Genomic DNA, 17,022 nt, shown 5'->3' with positions numbered 1-17,022 from the left:
GGTCTAGGCCGTTCGGGCGATGCGCTCTTCGAGCACGTCGAAGGGCACGCCCGGCTCGTCCTTGGCGCCACGGATCACGAGCGAGGTCTTGACGCTGGCGACGTTGTCGGCCGCCGTCAGTTCTTCGGTCAGGAAGGTCTGGAAGGCCGACAAGGTCGGGGCCACGCATTTCAGGATGAAATCGACCTCGCCGTTCAGCATGTGACATTCGCGCACGAGCGACCAGGCCCGGCAGCGCGCCTCGAACGCGGACAGGTCGGCTTCGGCTTGGCTGACGAGCCCGACCATCGCGAAGACCTGCACCTCGAAGCCCAGCGCGCGGGGATCGACGTCGGCGTGGTAGCCGCGGATATAGCCGGCCTCTTCGAGCGTGCGCACCCGCCGCAGACAAGGCGGTGCCGAGATGCCGACCCGTCGCGCAAGCTCGACGTTGGTCATCCGGCCATCGGACTGAAGCTCGGCAAGAATCTTTCGGTCGATCGGGTCCAGCTTGTGGCCGGGCATGCGCGGTCCCCCTGAGGATTTTTCGCAAACTTAGGCAAGACGGGGCGTGCGCGCAACAATATTTCCCAAATGCGCAACAAGATTATCCAGACTTCGGGACCGTCGGGCACAGGCCGCGCCCTTGCGGTCCTCGCAACCGGCCTGCGGCCGGCGCCTCCGGCGGGAGTATTTGGAAAGAGAAGACGCGGCAAGCCGACGCACGGAAAAATGGGAGGCGCGGCAGCGCAACCCTGCGCGCAGGCTGGCGCGCGGCCGCGCGACGGACTAGCTCTGTGCGGCATGATGGACCTGCCCCCTACCTTCCAGGACTGGTTCGCGCAACGCGGCTGGACGATCCACCCGCACCAGCAGGCCATGCTGGACCGCGTGGCTGATCCGTCTCTCATGCTGATCGCACCGACCGGCGGGGGCAAGACGCTTGCGGGGTTCCTGCCGACGCTGGCGGAACTGGCCGGGGGCGGGCACGACGGGCTCCACACGCTTTACGTTTCGCCCCTCAAGGCCCTTGCGGCGGATATCCGTCGCAATCTCCTGACGCCCGTCACCGAGATGGGACTGCCGATCCGCATCGAGGACCGTACCGGCGACACAAGCCAGACGCAGAAGCGCCGCCAGCGCGCCGATCCGCCGCAGATCCTGCTGACCACGCCGGAAAGCCTGGCGCTTCTGATCAGCTACGAGGATGCGCCGCGCATCTTCGCCGGGCTGTCGCGGGTGATCGTCGACGAGATCCATGCGCTGGCGGAATCGAAGCGCGGCGATCAGCTGATGCTGGCGCTGAGCCGGCTTCAGGCGCTGCGCCCCGGGCTGCGCCGCGTGGGCCTGTCGGCCACTGTCGAGGACCCCGCCGCCATCGCCCGGCTTCTGGCGCGACACCCCGATCCTTGCGACATCCTGCTGGCCGATCCTGGCCCCGAGCCCGACATCGCGATGCTGCACGCCGATGCCGCCCCACCCTGGTCGGGCGGCGGCGCAGCCTACGCCATCCCGGCTGTCCTGCGCGAGGTCAAGCGGCACCGCACCACGCTGATCTTCCACAACACGCGGGCACAGGCGGAACTGTTCTTCCACCGGCTGTGGCTGCAGAACGACGATAGCCTGCCGATCGGCATCCACCACGGCTCGCTCTCGCGCGAGCAGCGCGAGAGGGTCGAGGCCGCGATGGTGGCGGGGCAGCTGCGTGCCATCGTCTGCACCGGATCGCTGGACCTTGGGATCGACTGGGGCGATGTCGACCTCGTGATCCAGGTCGGCGCGCCGAAGAACGTCAAGCGCCTGGTCCAGCGGATCGGCCGGGCGAACCACCGCTACAACGCGCCCTCGAAGGCGCTTCTGGTTCCGGCAAACCGCTTCGAGATCGTCGAATGCGTGGCCGCCCTCGAGGCCGTGCGCGCCCATGACCTTGATGGCGAGCCGCGCGGGCCGGGCCCCCGCGATGTGCTGTGCCAGCACATCCTGCTATGCGCCTGCGCCGGCCCGGTCGACGCCGACGCGCTTTTTGCCGAGGTCCTGACCACGGGCGCCTATGCCGGTCTGTCGCGGGACGACTTCGACGCCTGTCTCGACATGGTCGCGACGGGCGGCTACGCGCTTCGGGCCTATGACCGCTGGCAGCGCCTTCAACGCCGCCCCGATGGCCTCTGGCAGTTGCGCGACCCCCGCGCGGCCGCCCGGATCCGGATGAACGCGGGCACGATCCAGGACACCGATACGCTGAAGGTGCGGCTGAAGAACCGCATGGGCGGCAAGCCCTTGGGCGAGATCGAGGAAGGATTCGCCGCCACCCTGACCCCGGGCGACACCTTCCTGATCGGCGGCGAGGTCGTGCGCTACGAGGGGCTGCGCGAGATGACCGTGGAAGTCACCCGCCGCGCCGACAAACCACCCAAGATCGCGACCTTCATGGGCACGAAGTTCGCGACCTCCACGCAGCTTTCGGCGCGCATCCTGCGAATGTTCGATCAGGACGACTGGCCGGCGCTGCCTTCCCACACCCGCGACTGGCTGCGGCTTCAGCGCGAGGTGTCGCGGCTGCCGCGCGCCGACCGGCTGCTGATCGAGAGCTTCCCCCATGACGGGCGCGAACAGACCGTGGTCTATGGCTTCGCCGGACGCAACGCGATGCAGACGCTTGGACTTCTGCTGACCGCGCGGATGGAGGAGATGGGGCTGGCGCCGATGGGGTTCGTGTCAACCGACTATGCCGTGCTGATCTGGGGCCTTGACCGTCTGACGGATCCCGCGCCGCTTTTCGAGGCCGGGAACCTGCGCACCGCCTTCGAGACCTGGTTGTCCGGAAACGCCGTCATGAAGCGTACCTTCCGTGCTTCGGCCACGATCGCGATGCTGCTCGAGCGCAACCTGCCGCAGGCCCGGAAGTCGGGTCGGCAGGCGACGTTCTCCTCGGACATCCTTTATGACACGCTTCTGAAATACGACCCCGGCCACCTGATGCTTCAGATCACCCGGGAGGAGGCGCTGAAGGGCCTTGTCGACTTCGGCCGCATCGAAGAGATGCTGGCCCGCACGCGCGGCCGAATCGACCACGTCACCCTGCCCCGCGTGACGCCGCTGGCCGCGCCCTTGTTCCTGGAACCCGGCCGGGTGCCGATCCAGGGCTTGGCCAACGAACGGTTGCTGGCCGAAGAGGCCGAGCGCGTTCTTGAGATCGCGGGCATCGCCGAACCCGCGAAACCCGGCTGGCGCGTGCCGTGGTGAGGCTGGACAAAGGCGCGCCGCTGCGGCACGAACGAAGCATGAACGCCCACGACTTCCCCTTTGCCGGCACCACGCTTTCCGCGCTGCCCTCGGGCGCGCTCTGGTGGCGCGATGAGCGGCTTCTTTGCGTGTCCGACCTGCATCTGGGCAAGTCCGACCGCGTCGCCCGGCGCGGCGGCACGATGCTGCCGCCCTACGAGACGCGCGAGACGCTGTCGCGCCTTGATGCCGACATCGCCGCGACCGGGGCGCGAACCGTGATCTGCCTGGGCGACAGCTTCGACGATCTTCTTTCGGTGCAGGGCCTCGACGAGGACGAGCGCCTGTGGATCGCCCGGCTGCAGGCGGGGCGGACATGGGTCTGGATCGAAGGCAACCACGATCCGGGGCCGGTCGATCTGGGCGGCACCCACAGGGCCGAGCTGCGCGCCGGCCCCCTGACCTTTCGTCATTCCGCGCGGCCCAGCGGCACCGGGGAAATCTCGGGGCACTACCACCCGAAGGCCCGTGTCGTGGTGAAGGGCCGGATGATCGCGCGCCCCTGCTTTCTGATTGACGCGCACCGGGTGATGCTGCCGGCCTACGGCACCTATACCGGCGGGCTTGGCTGGACCGACCCGGTCCTGTCGCGCCTCTTCGGCCCGGGCGCGAAGGCGCTTCTTACCGGACCGAGGGTCACGGCATTGCCCCTGCCCCGTGCCGAGACCGCCGGATGACCGTCGCGACGTGGCCTTGAGGCTGGGCGCGATGGTGCCGGCCGGGATCTAGCCCGCCTTCGGCCCCGCCGCCGTGAAGCCGACGCGCTTGTGGCTGCCGTCGCAGTAGGGCTTGTTGGCCGAGTTTCCGCAGCGGCAGAAATAGACTGTCTTCGTCACGTTCAGCCGGTGTCCGGTGCCCGAAGTGACCTCGACCGCGCCCTTCACCTGCAACGGCCCGTTCTCGAGCGGCGTGATCTCAAGCACGCCGCCGCGGTCGTCCGTCCCGGCGTCGCCGTCCTTCGCGGGCGGCTCGCCCGTTGCGGCAAAGCCGGCGGCGACATGGGCGTAATCGCAGAAAGGCTTGGATCCCGACGCCCCGCAGCGACAGATCGTGGCGCGGGTCATCGCCTCGCCGTCGACCCGAAGGTCGCCGGCGAAGGCCAGCGGCCCGTTTTCAAGCACGGCGACGCGGTTGAGGACCGGCGGGGTCTCGTCGCGCCCGCCGTCGAGGCGGCGGAACGCCAGCGCCCCGGACGGGCAGGTGCGGATCATCGCCGCGATCTCTTCCGCCGGGGCGGCATCGGGATCGACCCAGGGCTTTCGGGCAGGATCGAAGACCTGTGGAAGTTTCAGGAAGCAGTTCCGTGCATGGATGCAGCGCTCCATGTCGAAGCTGATCTCGATGGCGCGTCCGGCGTAGCTGCGGCGTTTGGCCATGGGGCCCCTCCCGTTGCGTGGCTTTCCCAAGAAGAAGCGTGCCAGGCGGCGGGGTCAAGGCTCAGGCAGTCAGGCCCTCGGGTTCGGGCAGCCGATTGGCGCGGCAGGCCGCGGTGACGGTGTTGGCCAGAAGACAGGCGATCGTCATCGGACCCACGCCGCCCGGAACCGGCGTGATCGCGCCCGCGACCTTGGCCGCGCTGGCATAGTCGACATCGCCCACAAGCCGCGTCTTGCCGTCAGTCTCGATCCGGTTGATGCCCACGTCGATCACCGTGGCGCCGGGGCGGATCCAGTCGCCCGTCACCATCTCGGGCCGGCCCACCGCGGCGACGACGATATCGGCCCGCCGCACCACGGCCGGCAGGTCGCGGGTGCGCGAATGGGCGATCGTCACCGTGCAACTGTCGCCCAGAAGAAGCTGCGCCATCGGCTTGCCGACGATGTTGGACCGGCCGATCACCACGGCCTCCATCCCCGAAAGGTCGCCGTGAAGGTCGCGCAGCAGCATCAGGCAGCCCAGCGGCGTGCAGGGCACCATGGCCTTCTGACCGGTTCCAAGAAGTCCGACGTTCGAGATGTGAAAGCCGTCCACGTCCTTCGCGGGGTCGATCGCGTTGATCACCAGTTCGGCGTTCATGTGCCCTGGCAAGGGCAACTGCACGAGGATGCCATGCACGGTCGGATCGGCGTTCAGCCGCGCGACCAGCGCCAGAAGGTCGGCCTCGGAGGTGCCCGCGTCAAGCCTGTGCTCGAAGGACGCCATCCCCGCCTCGGCGGTCTGCTTGCCCTTGTTGCGGACGTAGACCTGGCTTGCCGGATCCTCGCCCACCAGAACCACGGCCAGCCCCGGCGTGATGCCGTGGTCGGCCTTCAGCCGCGCCACATGCCCTGCGACCTTGCCGCGAATGGTGGCCGCGAAGGCCTTGCCGTCGATCACCCGTGCGGTCATTCCCCGTCCTTCCTCAGGCTGTCCGGCCCAAGACGGGCCTCTTCCCGCGCGATCGACCAGTCGATCAGCCGCCGCCAGAGCTTTTCCACCAGATCGGGCGGAAGCCCGTGTGTCTCGGCATGGCCGCGCACGTTGCGCACCACCTCTTCGACACGCGATCCGATGCGCGCGGGCAGGTCCGCGGTGGCCTTCACCTCGGCCGCGCGGTCGATATAGGTCGCACGTTCCGCGAACAGCCGCACCAGCGCCTCGTCGATCCGGTCGATCTCGGCACGGATGTCGGCCATGTCGGTGCAGTCCTCGGGTCGCTTCATCGGGGCCTCCGGGTGTTCGGTCGGCGCCGTCCTAACGCGCCCGGCCGCCTGCCGCAACGCGGCACGGCGTCAGAACAGCCCCTCGATCCGACCGTCGTCATCCAGCCGGATGACCTCGGCCGACGGCACCCTTGGCAGGCCCGGCATGGTCATGATCTCGCCGCAGATCGCCACGACGAAGCCCGCCCCGGCCGACAGCCGCACCTCGCGCACGGGGATCGTGTGGCCCACGGGCGCGCCGCGCAGGGCCGGATCGGTCGAGAACGAATACTGCGTCTTCGCCATGCAGACGGGCAGGTCGCCGTAACCGGCGGCCTCCCAGGCCTTGAGCTGATCGCGCACCGACTTGTCGGCCGTGACCGCGCCCGCGCGGTAGATGCGCGTGGCGATCGTTTCGATCTTCTCGAAAAGCGGCATGGCGTCGGGGTAAAGCGGCGCGAACTCGGCGCTGCCGCCATCGGCCAGTTCCACCACCTTGCGCGCCAAATCCTCGATCCCGGCCGAGCCCTGCGCCCAGTGCTTGCACAGGATCGCCTCGGCCCCAAGACCCGCGACATAGGCCTTCACGGCGGCGATCTCGGCCTCGGTGTCGCCGGCGAAGTGGTTGATCGCCACCACGACCGGAACGCCGAAGCCCTTCACGTTCTCGATGTGGCGGCCCAGGTTGGCGCAGCCCTCCTGCACGGCGGCCACGTTCTCGGCCCCGAGGTCGGCCTTCGCGACGCCGCCGTTCATCTTCATCGCGCGCACGGTGGCGACGATCACCGCCGCGGCGGGCTTCAGCCCGGCCTTGCGGCACTTGATGTCAAAGAACTTCTCGGCACCAAGATCGGCGCCGAATCCCGCCTCGGTCACCACGTAGTCGGCCAGCCGCAGCGCCGTCGTCGTGGCGATGACCGAGTTGCAGCCATGCGCGATATTGGCAAAGGGCCCGCCGTGAACGAAGGCCGGGTTGTTCTCCAGCGTCTGCACGAGGTTCGGCTGCATCGCGTCCTTCAGAAGCACGGTCATCGCCCCGTCAGCCTTCAGGTCACGGGCGTGGACCGGCGTCTTGTCGCGGCGATAGGCAACCACGATATCGCCCAGCCTGCGCTGCAGATCCTTGAGATCGGTCGCAAGACACAGGATCGCCATGACCTCGGAGGCCACGGTGATGTCGAAACCGGTCTGACGCGGAAAGCCGTTCGCCACCCCGCCCAGCGACACGACGATGTCGCGCAGCGCGCGGTCGTTCATGTCCATCACCCGGCGCCACACCACGCGGCGGGCGTCGATGTCCAGCGCATTGACCCAGTAGATGTGGTTGTCGATCATCGCGCTCAGCAGGTTGTGGGCGCTGGTGATCGCGTGGAAATCGCCGGTGAAGTGAAGGTTCATCTCTTCCATCGGCACGACCTGCGCCATGCCGCCGCCGGCGGCGCCGCCCTTCATCCCGAAATTCGGCCCAAGCGAGGCTTCGCGGATGCAGATCGCGGCCTTCTTGCCGATGCGGTTCAGCCCGTCGCCAAGGCCCACGGTCGTCGTCGTCTTGCCCTCGCCCGCGGGCGTGGGGTTGATCGCGGTAACAAGGATCAGCTTGCCCGGGGCGCGATCGGCCAGACCGGCGATGAAGTCCTGTCCGACCTTGGCCTTGTCGTGGCCATAGGGCAGCAGATGCTCGGACGGGATGCCCAGCTTCGCGCCGATCTCCTGGATCGGTTTCTTCTTCGCTTCGCGCGCGATCTCGATATCGGACTTCACGCCCATCTCCCTGTCCCTCCGCTGGCCGCCCCGGTCGGACGGCGATGCCCTTTGCATGGGTTTACGGTGCGGACGACGCGGGCACAGCTTGGTTTCCGACGCTTGCCCGCGTAAATGCGCCGCGCGCAATGCGCCGATCGGAAACCCGTGCCGCCGATGCGGCTCAGCCGCCCGCGCGGGCCGCCGCGAGATGCGGCCAGACCGGCTGATCCGGGATGTGAAGGCGCAGCGTCTCGCCCAGCCGCAACCATCCCTCGCGCTCGACCCACGCGGTCACGCCGCGCCGCCCGGCGGCCGCTCCCTTGAAGGCCTTGCCATGGCCCGGCGCGTCTTCGTCGATGACCTTCGCGGGCAGGTGGCAGGGACGGTTCTCCATGTCGACGACCAGCGTCACGCCATCGGGCCCCTGAAGACGCGAGGCGGGCGGCACATGGGTGAAGTCGGGAATGCCCTCGATCACCAGCGAGGCGCCGACCCAGCCCGGGTCGATCGCGTCGATTCCCATCTTCGCCGCGACCGCCGCCAGATCCTCGGCCGAGACGACCGAGAACTGGCGCACGTTGCGGATCACCGTGTCGCGGGGGTGCTGCGCGCGGACGCGGCTGCAGGCCGGGCGGGTCAGGCCGGCGTGCTCTTCGCCTTCGACGCCGGCGAAGGAGGCGAAGACCTCGGGCAGGGCCGAAGATCGCAGCGTCGCCGCGCGGTCATCGACGCGGCCGATCCAGACGATCCGGGCGGAAAACGATGTGGGCTTGAGGGCGGGCATGGCAGGTCTCCTTGCCAAGGCGAATAGGCCCCAGCCCTGCGGCGCGCAATCCGTTTCAAGCGAAAACCCCCTGCGACTTCCGTCCCGGGGGTTTCCTGGTCAAACCTGCCGTGGCCTCAGGCGGTGGGCTCGGGCTCGAGTCCGCCGTCGGGCTTGGCCTTCGGCTTGGTCTTGGGGATCGCCGTCAACGACGGGCGGTCGGGGGTCTTCGACGGCGTGTCGTCGTCGTCGCCACGCTTGAGAGGCTCGCCCGCGATCACCCTGGTGATCTCGTCACCGGTCAGCGTCTCGTATTCCAGAAGGCCCTGCGCCAGCCGCTCGAGGTCGTCGCGCTTCTCGGTCAGGATGCGCTTGGCCGTGGCATAGCCCTCGTCGACGATCTCGCGCACCTTCTGGTCGATCAGCCGCTGGGTGTCGGGCGAGATGTTGGTCTGCCCCTGATAGGACCCAAGGAAGCTTTGCTGCTCATTGGCATAGTCGACATGACCAAGCTCTTCGGCATAGCCGAACTGCGTGACCATCGCGCGGGCGATGCGCGACACCTGCTGGATGTCCGACGCCGCGCCCGAGGTCACGTTCTCCTTGCCGAACACCAGTTCCTCGGCGACCTTGCCGCCCATCGCCATGGCGATCTTCGACTTGTACTTGGTGTAGGTCACGCTGAGCTGGTCACGCTCGGGCAACGACAGCACAAGGCCCAGCGCCCGGCCGCGCGGGATGATCGTGGCCTTGTGGATGGGGTCGTGCTGCGGGACGTTCAGACCGACGACCGCGTGGCCCGCCTCGTGGTAGGCGGTCAGCTTCTTCTCGTCCTCGGTCATGACCATGCTGCGGCGCTCGGCGCCCATCATGACCTTGTCCTTGGCGTTTTCGAAATCTTCCATCGTCACGAAGCGCCGGCCAACGCGGGCGGCCATCAGCGCCGCCTCGTTCACAAGGTTGGCAAGATCCGCGCCCGAGAAGCCCGGCGTGCCCCGCGCGATGATGCGCAGGTCGACGTCGGGACCCAGCGGCACCTTGCGGGCATGCACGCCCAGGATCCGCTCGCGGCCCTTGATGTCGGGGTTTGGCACCTGCACCTGGCGGTCGAAGCGGCCGGGGCGCAGAAGCGCGGGGTCAAGCACGTCGGGACGGTTTGTCGCGGCGATGATGATGATGCCTTCGTTCGCCTCGAAGCCGTCCATCTCGACCAGAAGCTGGTTCAGTGTCTGCTCGCGCTCGTCGTTGCCGCCGCCGTACCCCACGCCGCGGCTCCGGCCGACGGCGTCGATCTCGTCGATGAAGACGATGCAGGGGGCATTCTTCTTGGCCTGTTCGAACATGTCGCGCACGCGGCTGGCGCCGACGCCCACGAACATCTCGACGAAGTCCGAGCCCGAGATGGTGAAGAACGGCACGCCCGCCTCGCCCGCGATGGCGCGCGCAAGCAGCGTCTTGCCGGTGCCCGGGGGGCCCACCAGAAGCGCGCCCTTCGGGATCTTGCCGCCGAGGCGGCTGAACTTCTGCGGGTTGCGCAGGAATTCGACGATCTCTTCAAGCTCTTCCTTGGCCTCGTCGATGCCGGCCACATCGTCGAAGGTGACGCGGCCGTGCTTTTCGGTCAGCAGCTTCGCCTTCGACTTGCCAAACCCCATCGCACCGCCGCGGCCACCACCCTGCATCCGGTTCATGAAGTAGATCCAGACACCGATCAGGATCAGGAACGGCAGGAACGTCATCAGCACCGTGGTGAAGCCCGACTGCTCCTGCGGGCGCGCATTCACCGTCACGTTCTGTTCGATCAGACGGTCGGTGATGTCGGCACCTTCGGGGCGGATGGTCGTATAGTCGTTGCCGTCCGCGCCGCGGAAGGTGATCCGCTCGCCGTCAAGCGTGACCGACGAGACCTCGCCCGAGTCCACGGCCGACACGAATTCCGAATAGCTGATCGAGCGCGAGCTCATGGTGGACTGGCCACCGCTGAACAGGTTGAACAGCGCCAGTATCAGCAGAAAGAGCACGACCCAGAAGGCGATATTGCGTGCATTACCCAAGGAGGATCTCCCGCGAATGGTCATCGGCGTTCGCGCATGCGGGCGCGCACAGCCCTGCGGGTAAGATAGACATCCCCCGGGGATGTTCAATGCGAGATCAACGCCGCGGCGAAATCCGCCGCACCCGGCGCATCGGCCGTCCAGCCGTTGGCAAGGCCGGCCACCGGGGCGGCGACAAGCGCGTCGCCCCACCAGACCGCCGGCGAGGCCAGAAGGGTCGGCCGCGGCAGGCCGGTCGCACGCCAGTCGGGGCAGTCCTTCACCGCCTCGCCCAGCGCCCTCACCTCAAGGTCCGGCGCATGCGGACCGTGCAGACGCCAGCGCCGGTCCCAGGGGGCGTCGGTCGGACCGCGCAGGTCCGCCACCGCCGCATGTTCGCGCGTGATCCGCACCGTCATGTCGCTGACCATGACGCGGCAGCCGTGCAGCGTCATGGTGCCCCCCGACACGACATGGCCGATCGCGGCTTCGAGTGGATCGCGCCGGGGCGGGGTTTCGGCCGCACCCACGAACATCAGCGCATGCGCCATCAGCTGTCGCAGGATCTCGGCCGGCTGGGCACGCAGCGCGGTGCGGTCGAAGACCAGATCGCCCCCCGCCGCCCTGACCTTTTCGCGGGCGAACCTCGCCGCCGTCTGGGCGAGGGCGTCGCTGGCATCGCGCAGGTTCAGCGCCACGCGGAAAAGCTGGTCGACCCCGATGCCCAGCGGATCAAGCTGCGCAAGTGCCCGCCGGGCGCGCACCCGTTCAAAGCCCTCGTCCTCGTTCGACGGGTCTTCGATCCAGTCGATCCCTTGCGCCCGAAGATAGGCGCGCAGGTCGGCGCGGCGGTCGAACAGGAACGGCCGGTCGAAGCGCGCGCCGTCGCGCTGGAAGACCAGCCGCATCGAGGCCAGCCCCTCGACCCCCGCCTCGCGCGACAGCCGCATCAGGACGGTCTCGGCCTGGTCGTCCATCGTGTGGCCCAGCGCGACGGACGGCAGGCCGCGCGCCCGCGCCCAGTCCGCGATCAGCCCATAGCGGGCGCGGCGCGCCTGTTCCTGAAGATTGCCCTTCCCGTCCCAGGCGCCCCAGCGCAGGACCGTGTGGGGCACGCCCAGCCCGGCGCAGAGGCGGCCGACATGGGCCGCCTCGTCCGCCGCTTCGGGCCGAAGACCGTGGTCGACCGTCACAGCCTCCACCGTGGGTCCGCCCCAGACCCGCGCGACATGCAGAAGCGCAAGACTGTCGGACCCGCCCGAGACGGCCACCCCGATCCGGTCGGGCCGCAAGGTCTGGTAATGCGACCTCAGCCGCTCGATCAGGCCGCCTTCAGACCTCACACGCAGCCAAGGCTCGTGCGCGCGGCCTGCGCCTCGATCGAGGCGGGCGAGGACGGGAAGCGCGCCGTGACCTCACCCAGCGTCACGCAGGCCTCGCTTTGCTGGCCCAGACGGTTGAGCGACAGACCAAGCTGAAGAAGCGCCGCCGGCGCCACCTCGCTTTGCGGCGAGCCCGAGAAGCTTTCCAGATAGGCCCGCGCGGCGGCGGTGTCCTGCCCAAGCCTCGACAGCGACTCGCCGCGCAGGTAATGCGCGACCCCGGTCAGCGGACCGCCCAGGTAGGTGTCGGTGAAGGTCTGGAACAGCGGAACCGCGGCGGCATAGTCGCCAGCGTCATAGGCGTCCTTGGCGCGGCGGAAGTCGGCCTCTTCGCTGACGGCAAGCTGAGCGCCCCCGCCTGACGGCGGCTGGGTGGCCGGCTGCGTGGGCGCGGCCACAGCGGGAAGGTCTCCGCCGCCCAGCGTGGATGTCGCCCCCAGGGCCCCAAGATCGCCGCCCTCAAGCTCGACCAGACGGAACTCGAGGTCGCCGATACGGTTGGTGCCGTCGGTCACGATGCGGTCGACGCGGTTCTGCAGCGCCTCGGTCTGGCTGGTCAGGCGCGACAGCTCGGCCTCGATCGCATCAAGCTGGCCGGTCACGCCGGTGCCGCCCAGCGTCATGCCCGAGTTGCCGGTGGTCGACAGCTCGCGGCGAAGACGCTGGATCTCGACGTTGAGCTGGGTCAGGTCCTGCCGGATGTCGGCCAGCGTCTGTTCGCGGTCCTGCGCGAAGGCCGGGACCGCGAGGCCGATCATCACCGCAAGGCAAAGCGCGCGCCTCATGCGTCAGGCCCTCAGAAGCCCGCGCCGGTCGTCAGGACCGTCACCGCGCGGCGGTTCTGGGCATAGCATGCCTCGTCCGAGCAGATCGCCAGCGGGCGTTCCTTGCCGTAGGTGATCGTCTTCAGACGGCCGGGGCGCACGCCCTGCTCGATCAGGAAGTTTTGAACCGACGCGGCCCGGCGGGCGCCCAGACTGAGGTTGTATTCCCTGGTGCCGCGCTCGTCGGCATGGCCTTCGATGATGGCGTTGTAGTCGATGTTCTCGTTCAGCCAGCGGGCCTGTCCGACAAGGATCGCCCGGGCCTCGTCCGTCAAGGTGTGCTGGTCGACCGTGAACAGTACCCGGTCCCCGACCGTCTGCTGGAAGTAGGCCGGCGAACGCGGATCGCTTGCGCTGCCCAGCATCGAGGCGTCGATCCCGCCCGCACCCCCAGCGCCACCGGCGCCGCCCGCCCCGCCGAAACGGTCCGCATTGGTACAGGCCGCCAGGCCCAGGATCACGGCCAGAAGGACCGCATGTCGTGCCAGTTTCATGTTGTTTGTCCTGCTCATGGTTTGTTTTGTGTCCGCTCTTGCCGTCAGCTTATCATCGCTTGCGGGCTTTGAAAACGTGGCCGTCAGGGCAAAAGCGGCGACCAGGCCGCGTCAGAGGCCGGCCCCGGCGTCGGCACCCGGCGCAGGTTGCGCCCCGACACGTCGACCGAGAAAAGCGCCGCCGCCCCCTCGGCGCCCGAGGTTTCGCGCGTGAACATCAGCACCCGTCCGTTCGGCGCCCAGGTCGGCCCCTCGTCAAGGAAGCTCGCCGTCAGCAGACGCTCTTCGCTGCCGTCGGTGCGCATCACCCCGATATGGAAGCGGCCTTCGTTCTGCTTGGTAAAGGCGATCAGGTCGCCGCGCGGGGACCAGACCGGCGTGCCATAGCGACCCGGCCCGAAGCTGATCCGCACCGGTTCGCCCCCGCCGACAGGCATCACGTAAAGCTGCTGCGTGCCCGAACGATCGCTTTCGAAGACGATCTGGCGTCCGTCCGGCGAAAAGGACGGCGCGGTATCGATCGCGGGAGAGTTCGTCAACCGCACCTGACCGCCCCCGCCAAGGTCCATCCGGTAGATGTCGGTATTGCCGCCCTCGCTCAGCGAATAGACGATGCTTTGCGCGTCGGGGGCATAGCGCGGGGCAAAGGTCATCGACGCGGTCGACACGCCAAGCTGGCGCACCTGCATGCTGCCCACGTTCAGTTCGTAGATCTGCGGGAACCCGCTGGCGTAGCTCGTGAACAGGACGCGGTCTCCCTGCGGGCTGATCCGGGGCGCGAGCACGATCGCACTGGTATCCGTCAGGAACTGCACGTTCGCGCCATCGTAGTCCATGATCGCAAGCCGCTTCTGGCGGGCGTCCTTGGGCCCGCTTTCGGACACGAAGACCACGCGGCTGTCGAAGTACCCGCCCTCGCCGGTGATGCGGCTATAGACCTGATCGGCCACCTTGTGCGCCATCCGCCGCCAGCCATCCTGGGTACCTGCGAATTGTAGCCCCTCGCCCAGCGGCTGGTCCGAGAAGACGTCGAAGACGCGGAACTTCACCGTCAGGCGCCCGTTCGAGGCCAGCCCCACGGATCCGGTGATCAGCGCCTGCGCGTTGATCGCCTTCCAGTCGGCGTATTGCACGGGTGCGTCGAAGTTGGTGATCCGGCTGATATGCGCACTGGCCGGGATCTCGCGGAAAAGGCCCGTGCCGGTCAGGTCGGCCGCCACGACCTGCGTGATCTGCTGGGCAAGCTGGGCCGCCTCGGGCGTTTCCGCGATGAACATCGGCACCGCGAAGGGCAAGGGCTCGATCACGCCCTCGGTGATCTCGATCCGAAGCGGGCCCTGCGCCGCAGCAGGCCCGGCCAGGCCAAAGGCGGCCGCCATAATCATCGTCAGCAGTCGCAGAAAGGTCATCTGAGCCTCATTCCCTCGGGATTGAACGTCATCTCGATATCACGCCATTGATCGTACTTCTCGGGCGGCAGGTCAAAGCCCGAGGCGCCGCAGCGCAAGATCGCGCGGCGCGCCGCCTCGAAGGCGGTGCGGATGGCCCCGTCGCTGCCGCCCGACCCTTCGAGCATCCGCAACGAGCCGTCCGAGACCGTGCCGTCGGGGTTGAGCGAGACGCCGACCACGACCGTGACGCTGGCCGCCTCCGAGCCCACGTCGACAACCCAGCAGCGCTGGACCGAAATGCGGAAGGCATCGCGCTCCGACCCGGTCAGGGGCGGACCGGCGGGTGCGTTCGTGGCCGGCGCGGCCGTCTGACCCGTGGCCTGCGACACCGCATCGGCGACGGCCGCCGCGATCAGGTCGTCGCTGGGCGCCTCGGCCTGAGGTTCGGGGGTGGGCGCGGGCGCAGGCTCGGGCGCGGGCTCGGGCGTGGACTGGCGCGGGGCCTCGGCCGTCTCGACCGGGGCTTCGGGCGGCGCGGGGCGCGCGGCCGGGCGCGCGGACGGACGGGGCGAGCTTGTGGGCGCAAGCTCGCGAGTCTGCTCGGCCTCGGTCACGATCTCGGTCGTGGCCTCTTCGGGGGCGGCGGCGTCGGTTTCCTGTTCGACGATCTCGCCCGGGGCGTCGGTCGCGACCTCGGGCGTGGCCTCTGGCGCGGTCTCGGCCTCGAGCGGTGGCGGCGGCGCCGCTTCGGTCGCCACCCGGTCTGCCGGTGGCGGGGCGGCGTCGCTGGGCAATACCGCGACGTCCTGACCATCGTCGGGCGGCGTGATCTGGGGCGCGGTGTCGGCGACGTCGGCCGGCGGAACCTCGATCGGCTCGGGCGCTTCGGGGGCGGGCGCGGGCACGTCGGGCGCTTCGGTCACGGGCGGTTCGGCGCGTTCCGGCGGGGTTTCCGCCTGCGGACGCTGCGGCGGCGGCTGGATCACGGGCGGCAGGGGTTCGGGCATCTCGGTCGCCGCTTCCGGCGGCGGGGCCGAGGCCTGCAGCGCGGCGAAGTCCTCGGACGAGATCACGGTCACGTCCGACACGGCGACCGCCGGCAGGCGGTCACGCGCGAACAACCCGCCGAACAGCAGGAACAGGATCAGAAGCGTGTGACCCGCGACCGAGATATAGAGGCCGGTGTTCACCCGGGCGCCTCACCCGTCCCGCCCGTCAAGGCGCGGGCCGTCGGTGTCGGTCACAAGCCCGATCGACGAAAAGCCCCCCGCATTGAGCGCCCCCATGACCTGCATCACCCGCTCGTAGGGAACGCTGCCGTCGGCGCGCAGGAAGATCTTGTCGTCCGACCGCTCGACCGCGATGGCGCGCAACTTGGGGATCAGTTCGTTGTCGGGCGTGGGCGTGGTCTGGATCGCCAGCGCGCCCTCGGCGGTGATCGTCACCGTCAGCGGCTCTTCCTGCTCGGTCGGCAGGGCGTTCGCGGCGGTCTTCGGAAGCTCGACCGGCACGCCGACGGTCAGCAGCGGCGCGGCCACCATGAAGATGATGAGAAGCACCATCATCACGTCCACGAAGGGCGTGACGTTGATGTCGGACATCGGGCGCGCCCCGCCCCGGTGGCGCCGGCGCCGCGATCCGCCCGACCCGCCGCCGCCGCCCGATTTCTGAACGACCCCCGCGCCCATCTCAGCTGTCCAGCTGGCGCGAGAGGATCGTGGCGAATTCGTCGGCGAAGCTTTCGTAGCCCGCGACGATCCGGTCGCTGTCGGCCGACAGTTTGTTGTAGAAGATCACCGCCGGGATCGCCGCGAGAAGCCCCAGACCCGTCGCCAGCAGCGCCTCGGCGATGCCAGGGGCCACGACGGCAAGGTTGGTGTTCTGCGCCTTCGCGATTTCCATGAAGGCGTGCATGATGCCCCAGACGGTCCCGAAGAGCCCGATGAACGGCGCGGTCGAGCCGACGGTCGCCAGAAGCGGCAGGCCCTTGGTCAGGCTTTCGCTTTCCTTGGCGATGGCCACGTCCATCGACCGGTCGATCCGGGCCTGTGCCCCGGGGATCAGCCCGCCGTCATCGCGATGCGACCTGCGCCATTCGATCATGCCGCTGGCGAAGACCCGTTCAGAGGCGCCCGCCGGCACCTCGCCGATGCGTTCGTAAAGCTCGTCCAGCGGCTCGCCCGACCAGAAGGCCTCTTCGAAGGCGCGCGCCTCGGCGCGCGCACGGCGGTAGTCGATCAGCTTCTGGACGATGATCGCCCAGGCCCAGATCGACGCCACCACGAGGATGACGAGGACAAGTTTGTTCGCCAGGGTTGCGCGGGCAAAAAGCGCCCAAAAGGAGAAATCGATCTCCTGCGCCATCGCAAGGGTTTCCGTTTCCATCTGCCTGCTCTGCTCAATGCGGCCGCGTGTCTTTGTCGGGTGCGGCTCGGTTTGGCCGAGACCATACCCGATCCCTTCAGCCAACGCCAATAGAACCTGCGCACGCGCGGGTCAGATCACGTTTC

The 17,022-nt window shown here is 68.7% G+C and carries 16 protein-coding genes; 2 read left to right on the top strand and 14 right to left on the bottom strand.

The window, feature by feature from the left end:
* Window positions 1-3 precede the first annotated feature (3 nt).
* Window positions 4-504: an Lrp/AsnC family transcriptional regulator gene (locus ACRDNQ_RS12205; RefSeq protein ID WP_431828923.1), complete on the bottom strand. Its 501-nt coding sequence runs from the start codon at window positions 502-504 to the stop codon at window positions 4-6.
* A gap of 279 nt (window positions 505-783) precedes the next feature.
* On the opposite strand from ACRDNQ_RS12205, the gene ACRDNQ_RS12200 reads away from it, so the two are divergent.
* Together ACRDNQ_RS12200 and pdeM are read left to right on the top strand one after the other, a co-directional pair.
* Window positions 784-3,222: a ligase-associated DNA damage response DEXH box helicase gene (locus tag ACRDNQ_RS12200; protein WP_431828922.1), complete on the top strand. Its 2,439-nt coding sequence runs from the start codon at window positions 784-786 to the stop codon at window positions 3,220-3,222.
* Between the two features lie 38 nt (window positions 3,223-3,260).
* The gene (pdeM, locus tag ACRDNQ_RS12195) at window positions 3,261-3,938 is read left to right on the top strand and encodes a ligase-associated DNA damage response endonuclease PdeM (protein ID WP_431828921.1); all 678 of its coding nucleotides are present in this window, start codon (window positions 3,261-3,263) and stop codon (window positions 3,936-3,938) included.
* A 48-nt stretch (window positions 3,939-3,986) separates the two neighbouring features.
* Here pdeM and ACRDNQ_RS12190 read toward each other — a convergent pair whose 3' ends face one another.
* The 13 genes from ACRDNQ_RS12190 to tolQ form a co-directional block, all read right to left on the bottom strand.
* Entirely contained in the window at window positions 3,987-4,637 is a 651-nt protein-coding gene (locus ACRDNQ_RS12190; RefSeq protein WP_431828920.1) for a CDGSH iron-sulfur domain-containing protein, read from the bottom strand.
* A 61-nt stretch (window positions 4,638-4,698) separates the two neighbouring features.
* Window positions 4,699-5,589, bottom strand: a complete 891-nt coding sequence (gene folD, locus ACRDNQ_RS12185; protein WP_431828919.1) for a bifunctional methylenetetrahydrofolate dehydrogenase/methenyltetrahydrofolate cyclohydrolase FolD — start codon at window positions 5,587-5,589, stop codon at window positions 4,699-4,701.
* Entirely contained in the window at window positions 5,586-5,903 is a 318-nt protein-coding gene (locus tag ACRDNQ_RS12180; protein WP_431828918.1) for a chorismate mutase, read from the bottom strand. Before ACRDNQ_RS12180 ends, folD begins: the two co-directional genes overlap by 4 nt.
* A gap of 69 nt (window positions 5,904-5,972) precedes the next feature.
* Window positions 5,973-7,649, bottom strand: a complete 1,677-nt coding sequence (locus tag ACRDNQ_RS12175; protein ID WP_431828917.1) for a formate--tetrahydrofolate ligase — start codon at window positions 7,647-7,649, stop codon at window positions 5,973-5,975.
* Window positions 7,650-7,806: 157 nt separating this feature from the next.
* Window positions 7,807-8,409 carry an MOSC domain-containing protein gene (locus ACRDNQ_RS12170; protein ID WP_431828916.1) on the bottom strand — a complete coding sequence of 201 codons (603 nt, stop codon included), beginning with the start codon at window positions 8,407-8,409 and terminating at the stop codon, window positions 7,807-7,809.
* 116 nt (window positions 8,410-8,525) lie between these two features.
* On the bottom strand, window positions 8,526-10,442 hold the full coding sequence (gene ftsH / locus ACRDNQ_RS12165; protein ID WP_431828915.1) for an ATP-dependent zinc metalloprotease FtsH: 1,917 nt from the start codon (window positions 10,440-10,442) through the stop codon (window positions 8,526-8,528).
* Window positions 10,443-10,528: 86 nt separating this feature from the next.
* Entirely contained in the window at window positions 10,529-11,764 is a 1,236-nt protein-coding gene (gene tilS / locus ACRDNQ_RS12160) for a tRNA lysidine(34) synthetase TilS (RefSeq protein ID WP_431828914.1), read from the bottom strand.
* Entirely contained in the window at window positions 11,761-12,588 is an 828-nt protein-coding gene (gene ybgF / locus ACRDNQ_RS12155) for a tol-pal system protein YbgF (RefSeq protein ID WP_431828913.1), read from the bottom strand. Before ybgF ends, tilS begins: the two co-directional genes overlap by 4 nt.
* Before the next feature lie 11 nt (window positions 12,589-12,599).
* On the bottom strand, window positions 12,600-13,121 hold the full coding sequence (gene pal / locus ACRDNQ_RS12150) for a peptidoglycan-associated lipoprotein Pal (RefSeq protein ID WP_431828912.1): 522 nt from the start codon (window positions 13,119-13,121) through the stop codon (window positions 12,600-12,602).
* Between the two features lie 83 nt (window positions 13,122-13,204).
* Window positions 13,205-14,530: a Tol-Pal system beta propeller repeat protein TolB gene (gene tolB, locus ACRDNQ_RS12145; RefSeq protein WP_431828911.1), complete on the bottom strand. Its 1,326-nt coding sequence runs from the start codon at window positions 14,528-14,530 to the stop codon at window positions 13,205-13,207.
* Window positions 14,527-15,702: an energy transducer TonB gene (locus ACRDNQ_RS12140; RefSeq protein WP_431828910.1), complete on the bottom strand. Its 1,176-nt coding sequence runs from the start codon at window positions 15,700-15,702 to the stop codon at window positions 14,527-14,529. Before ACRDNQ_RS12140 ends, tolB begins: the two co-directional genes overlap by 4 nt.
* A 9-nt stretch (window positions 15,703-15,711) precedes the next feature.
* A complete protein-coding gene (gene tolR, locus ACRDNQ_RS12135; RefSeq protein WP_431828909.1) occupies window positions 15,712-16,200 on the bottom strand; it encodes a protein TolR in 489 nt (162 codons plus the stop codon).
* 1 nt (window position 16,201) lies between these two features.
* Window positions 16,202-16,897 carry a protein TolQ gene (gene tolQ / locus ACRDNQ_RS12130; protein ID WP_431828908.1) on the bottom strand — a complete coding sequence of 232 codons (696 nt, stop codon included), beginning with the start codon at window positions 16,895-16,897 and terminating at the stop codon, window positions 16,202-16,204.
* Window positions 16,898-17,022: the final 125 nt, after the last annotated feature.

The sequence above is a fragment of the Saliniferula longa genome, assembly GCF_050789285.1.
Classification (GTDB): Bacteria; Pseudomonadota; Alphaproteobacteria; order Rhodobacterales; family Rhodobacteraceae; genus CAVPWP01.
Note: the sequence above shows the minus strand (reverse complement) of the source record. Positions and strands in the feature narration are given on the sequence as shown.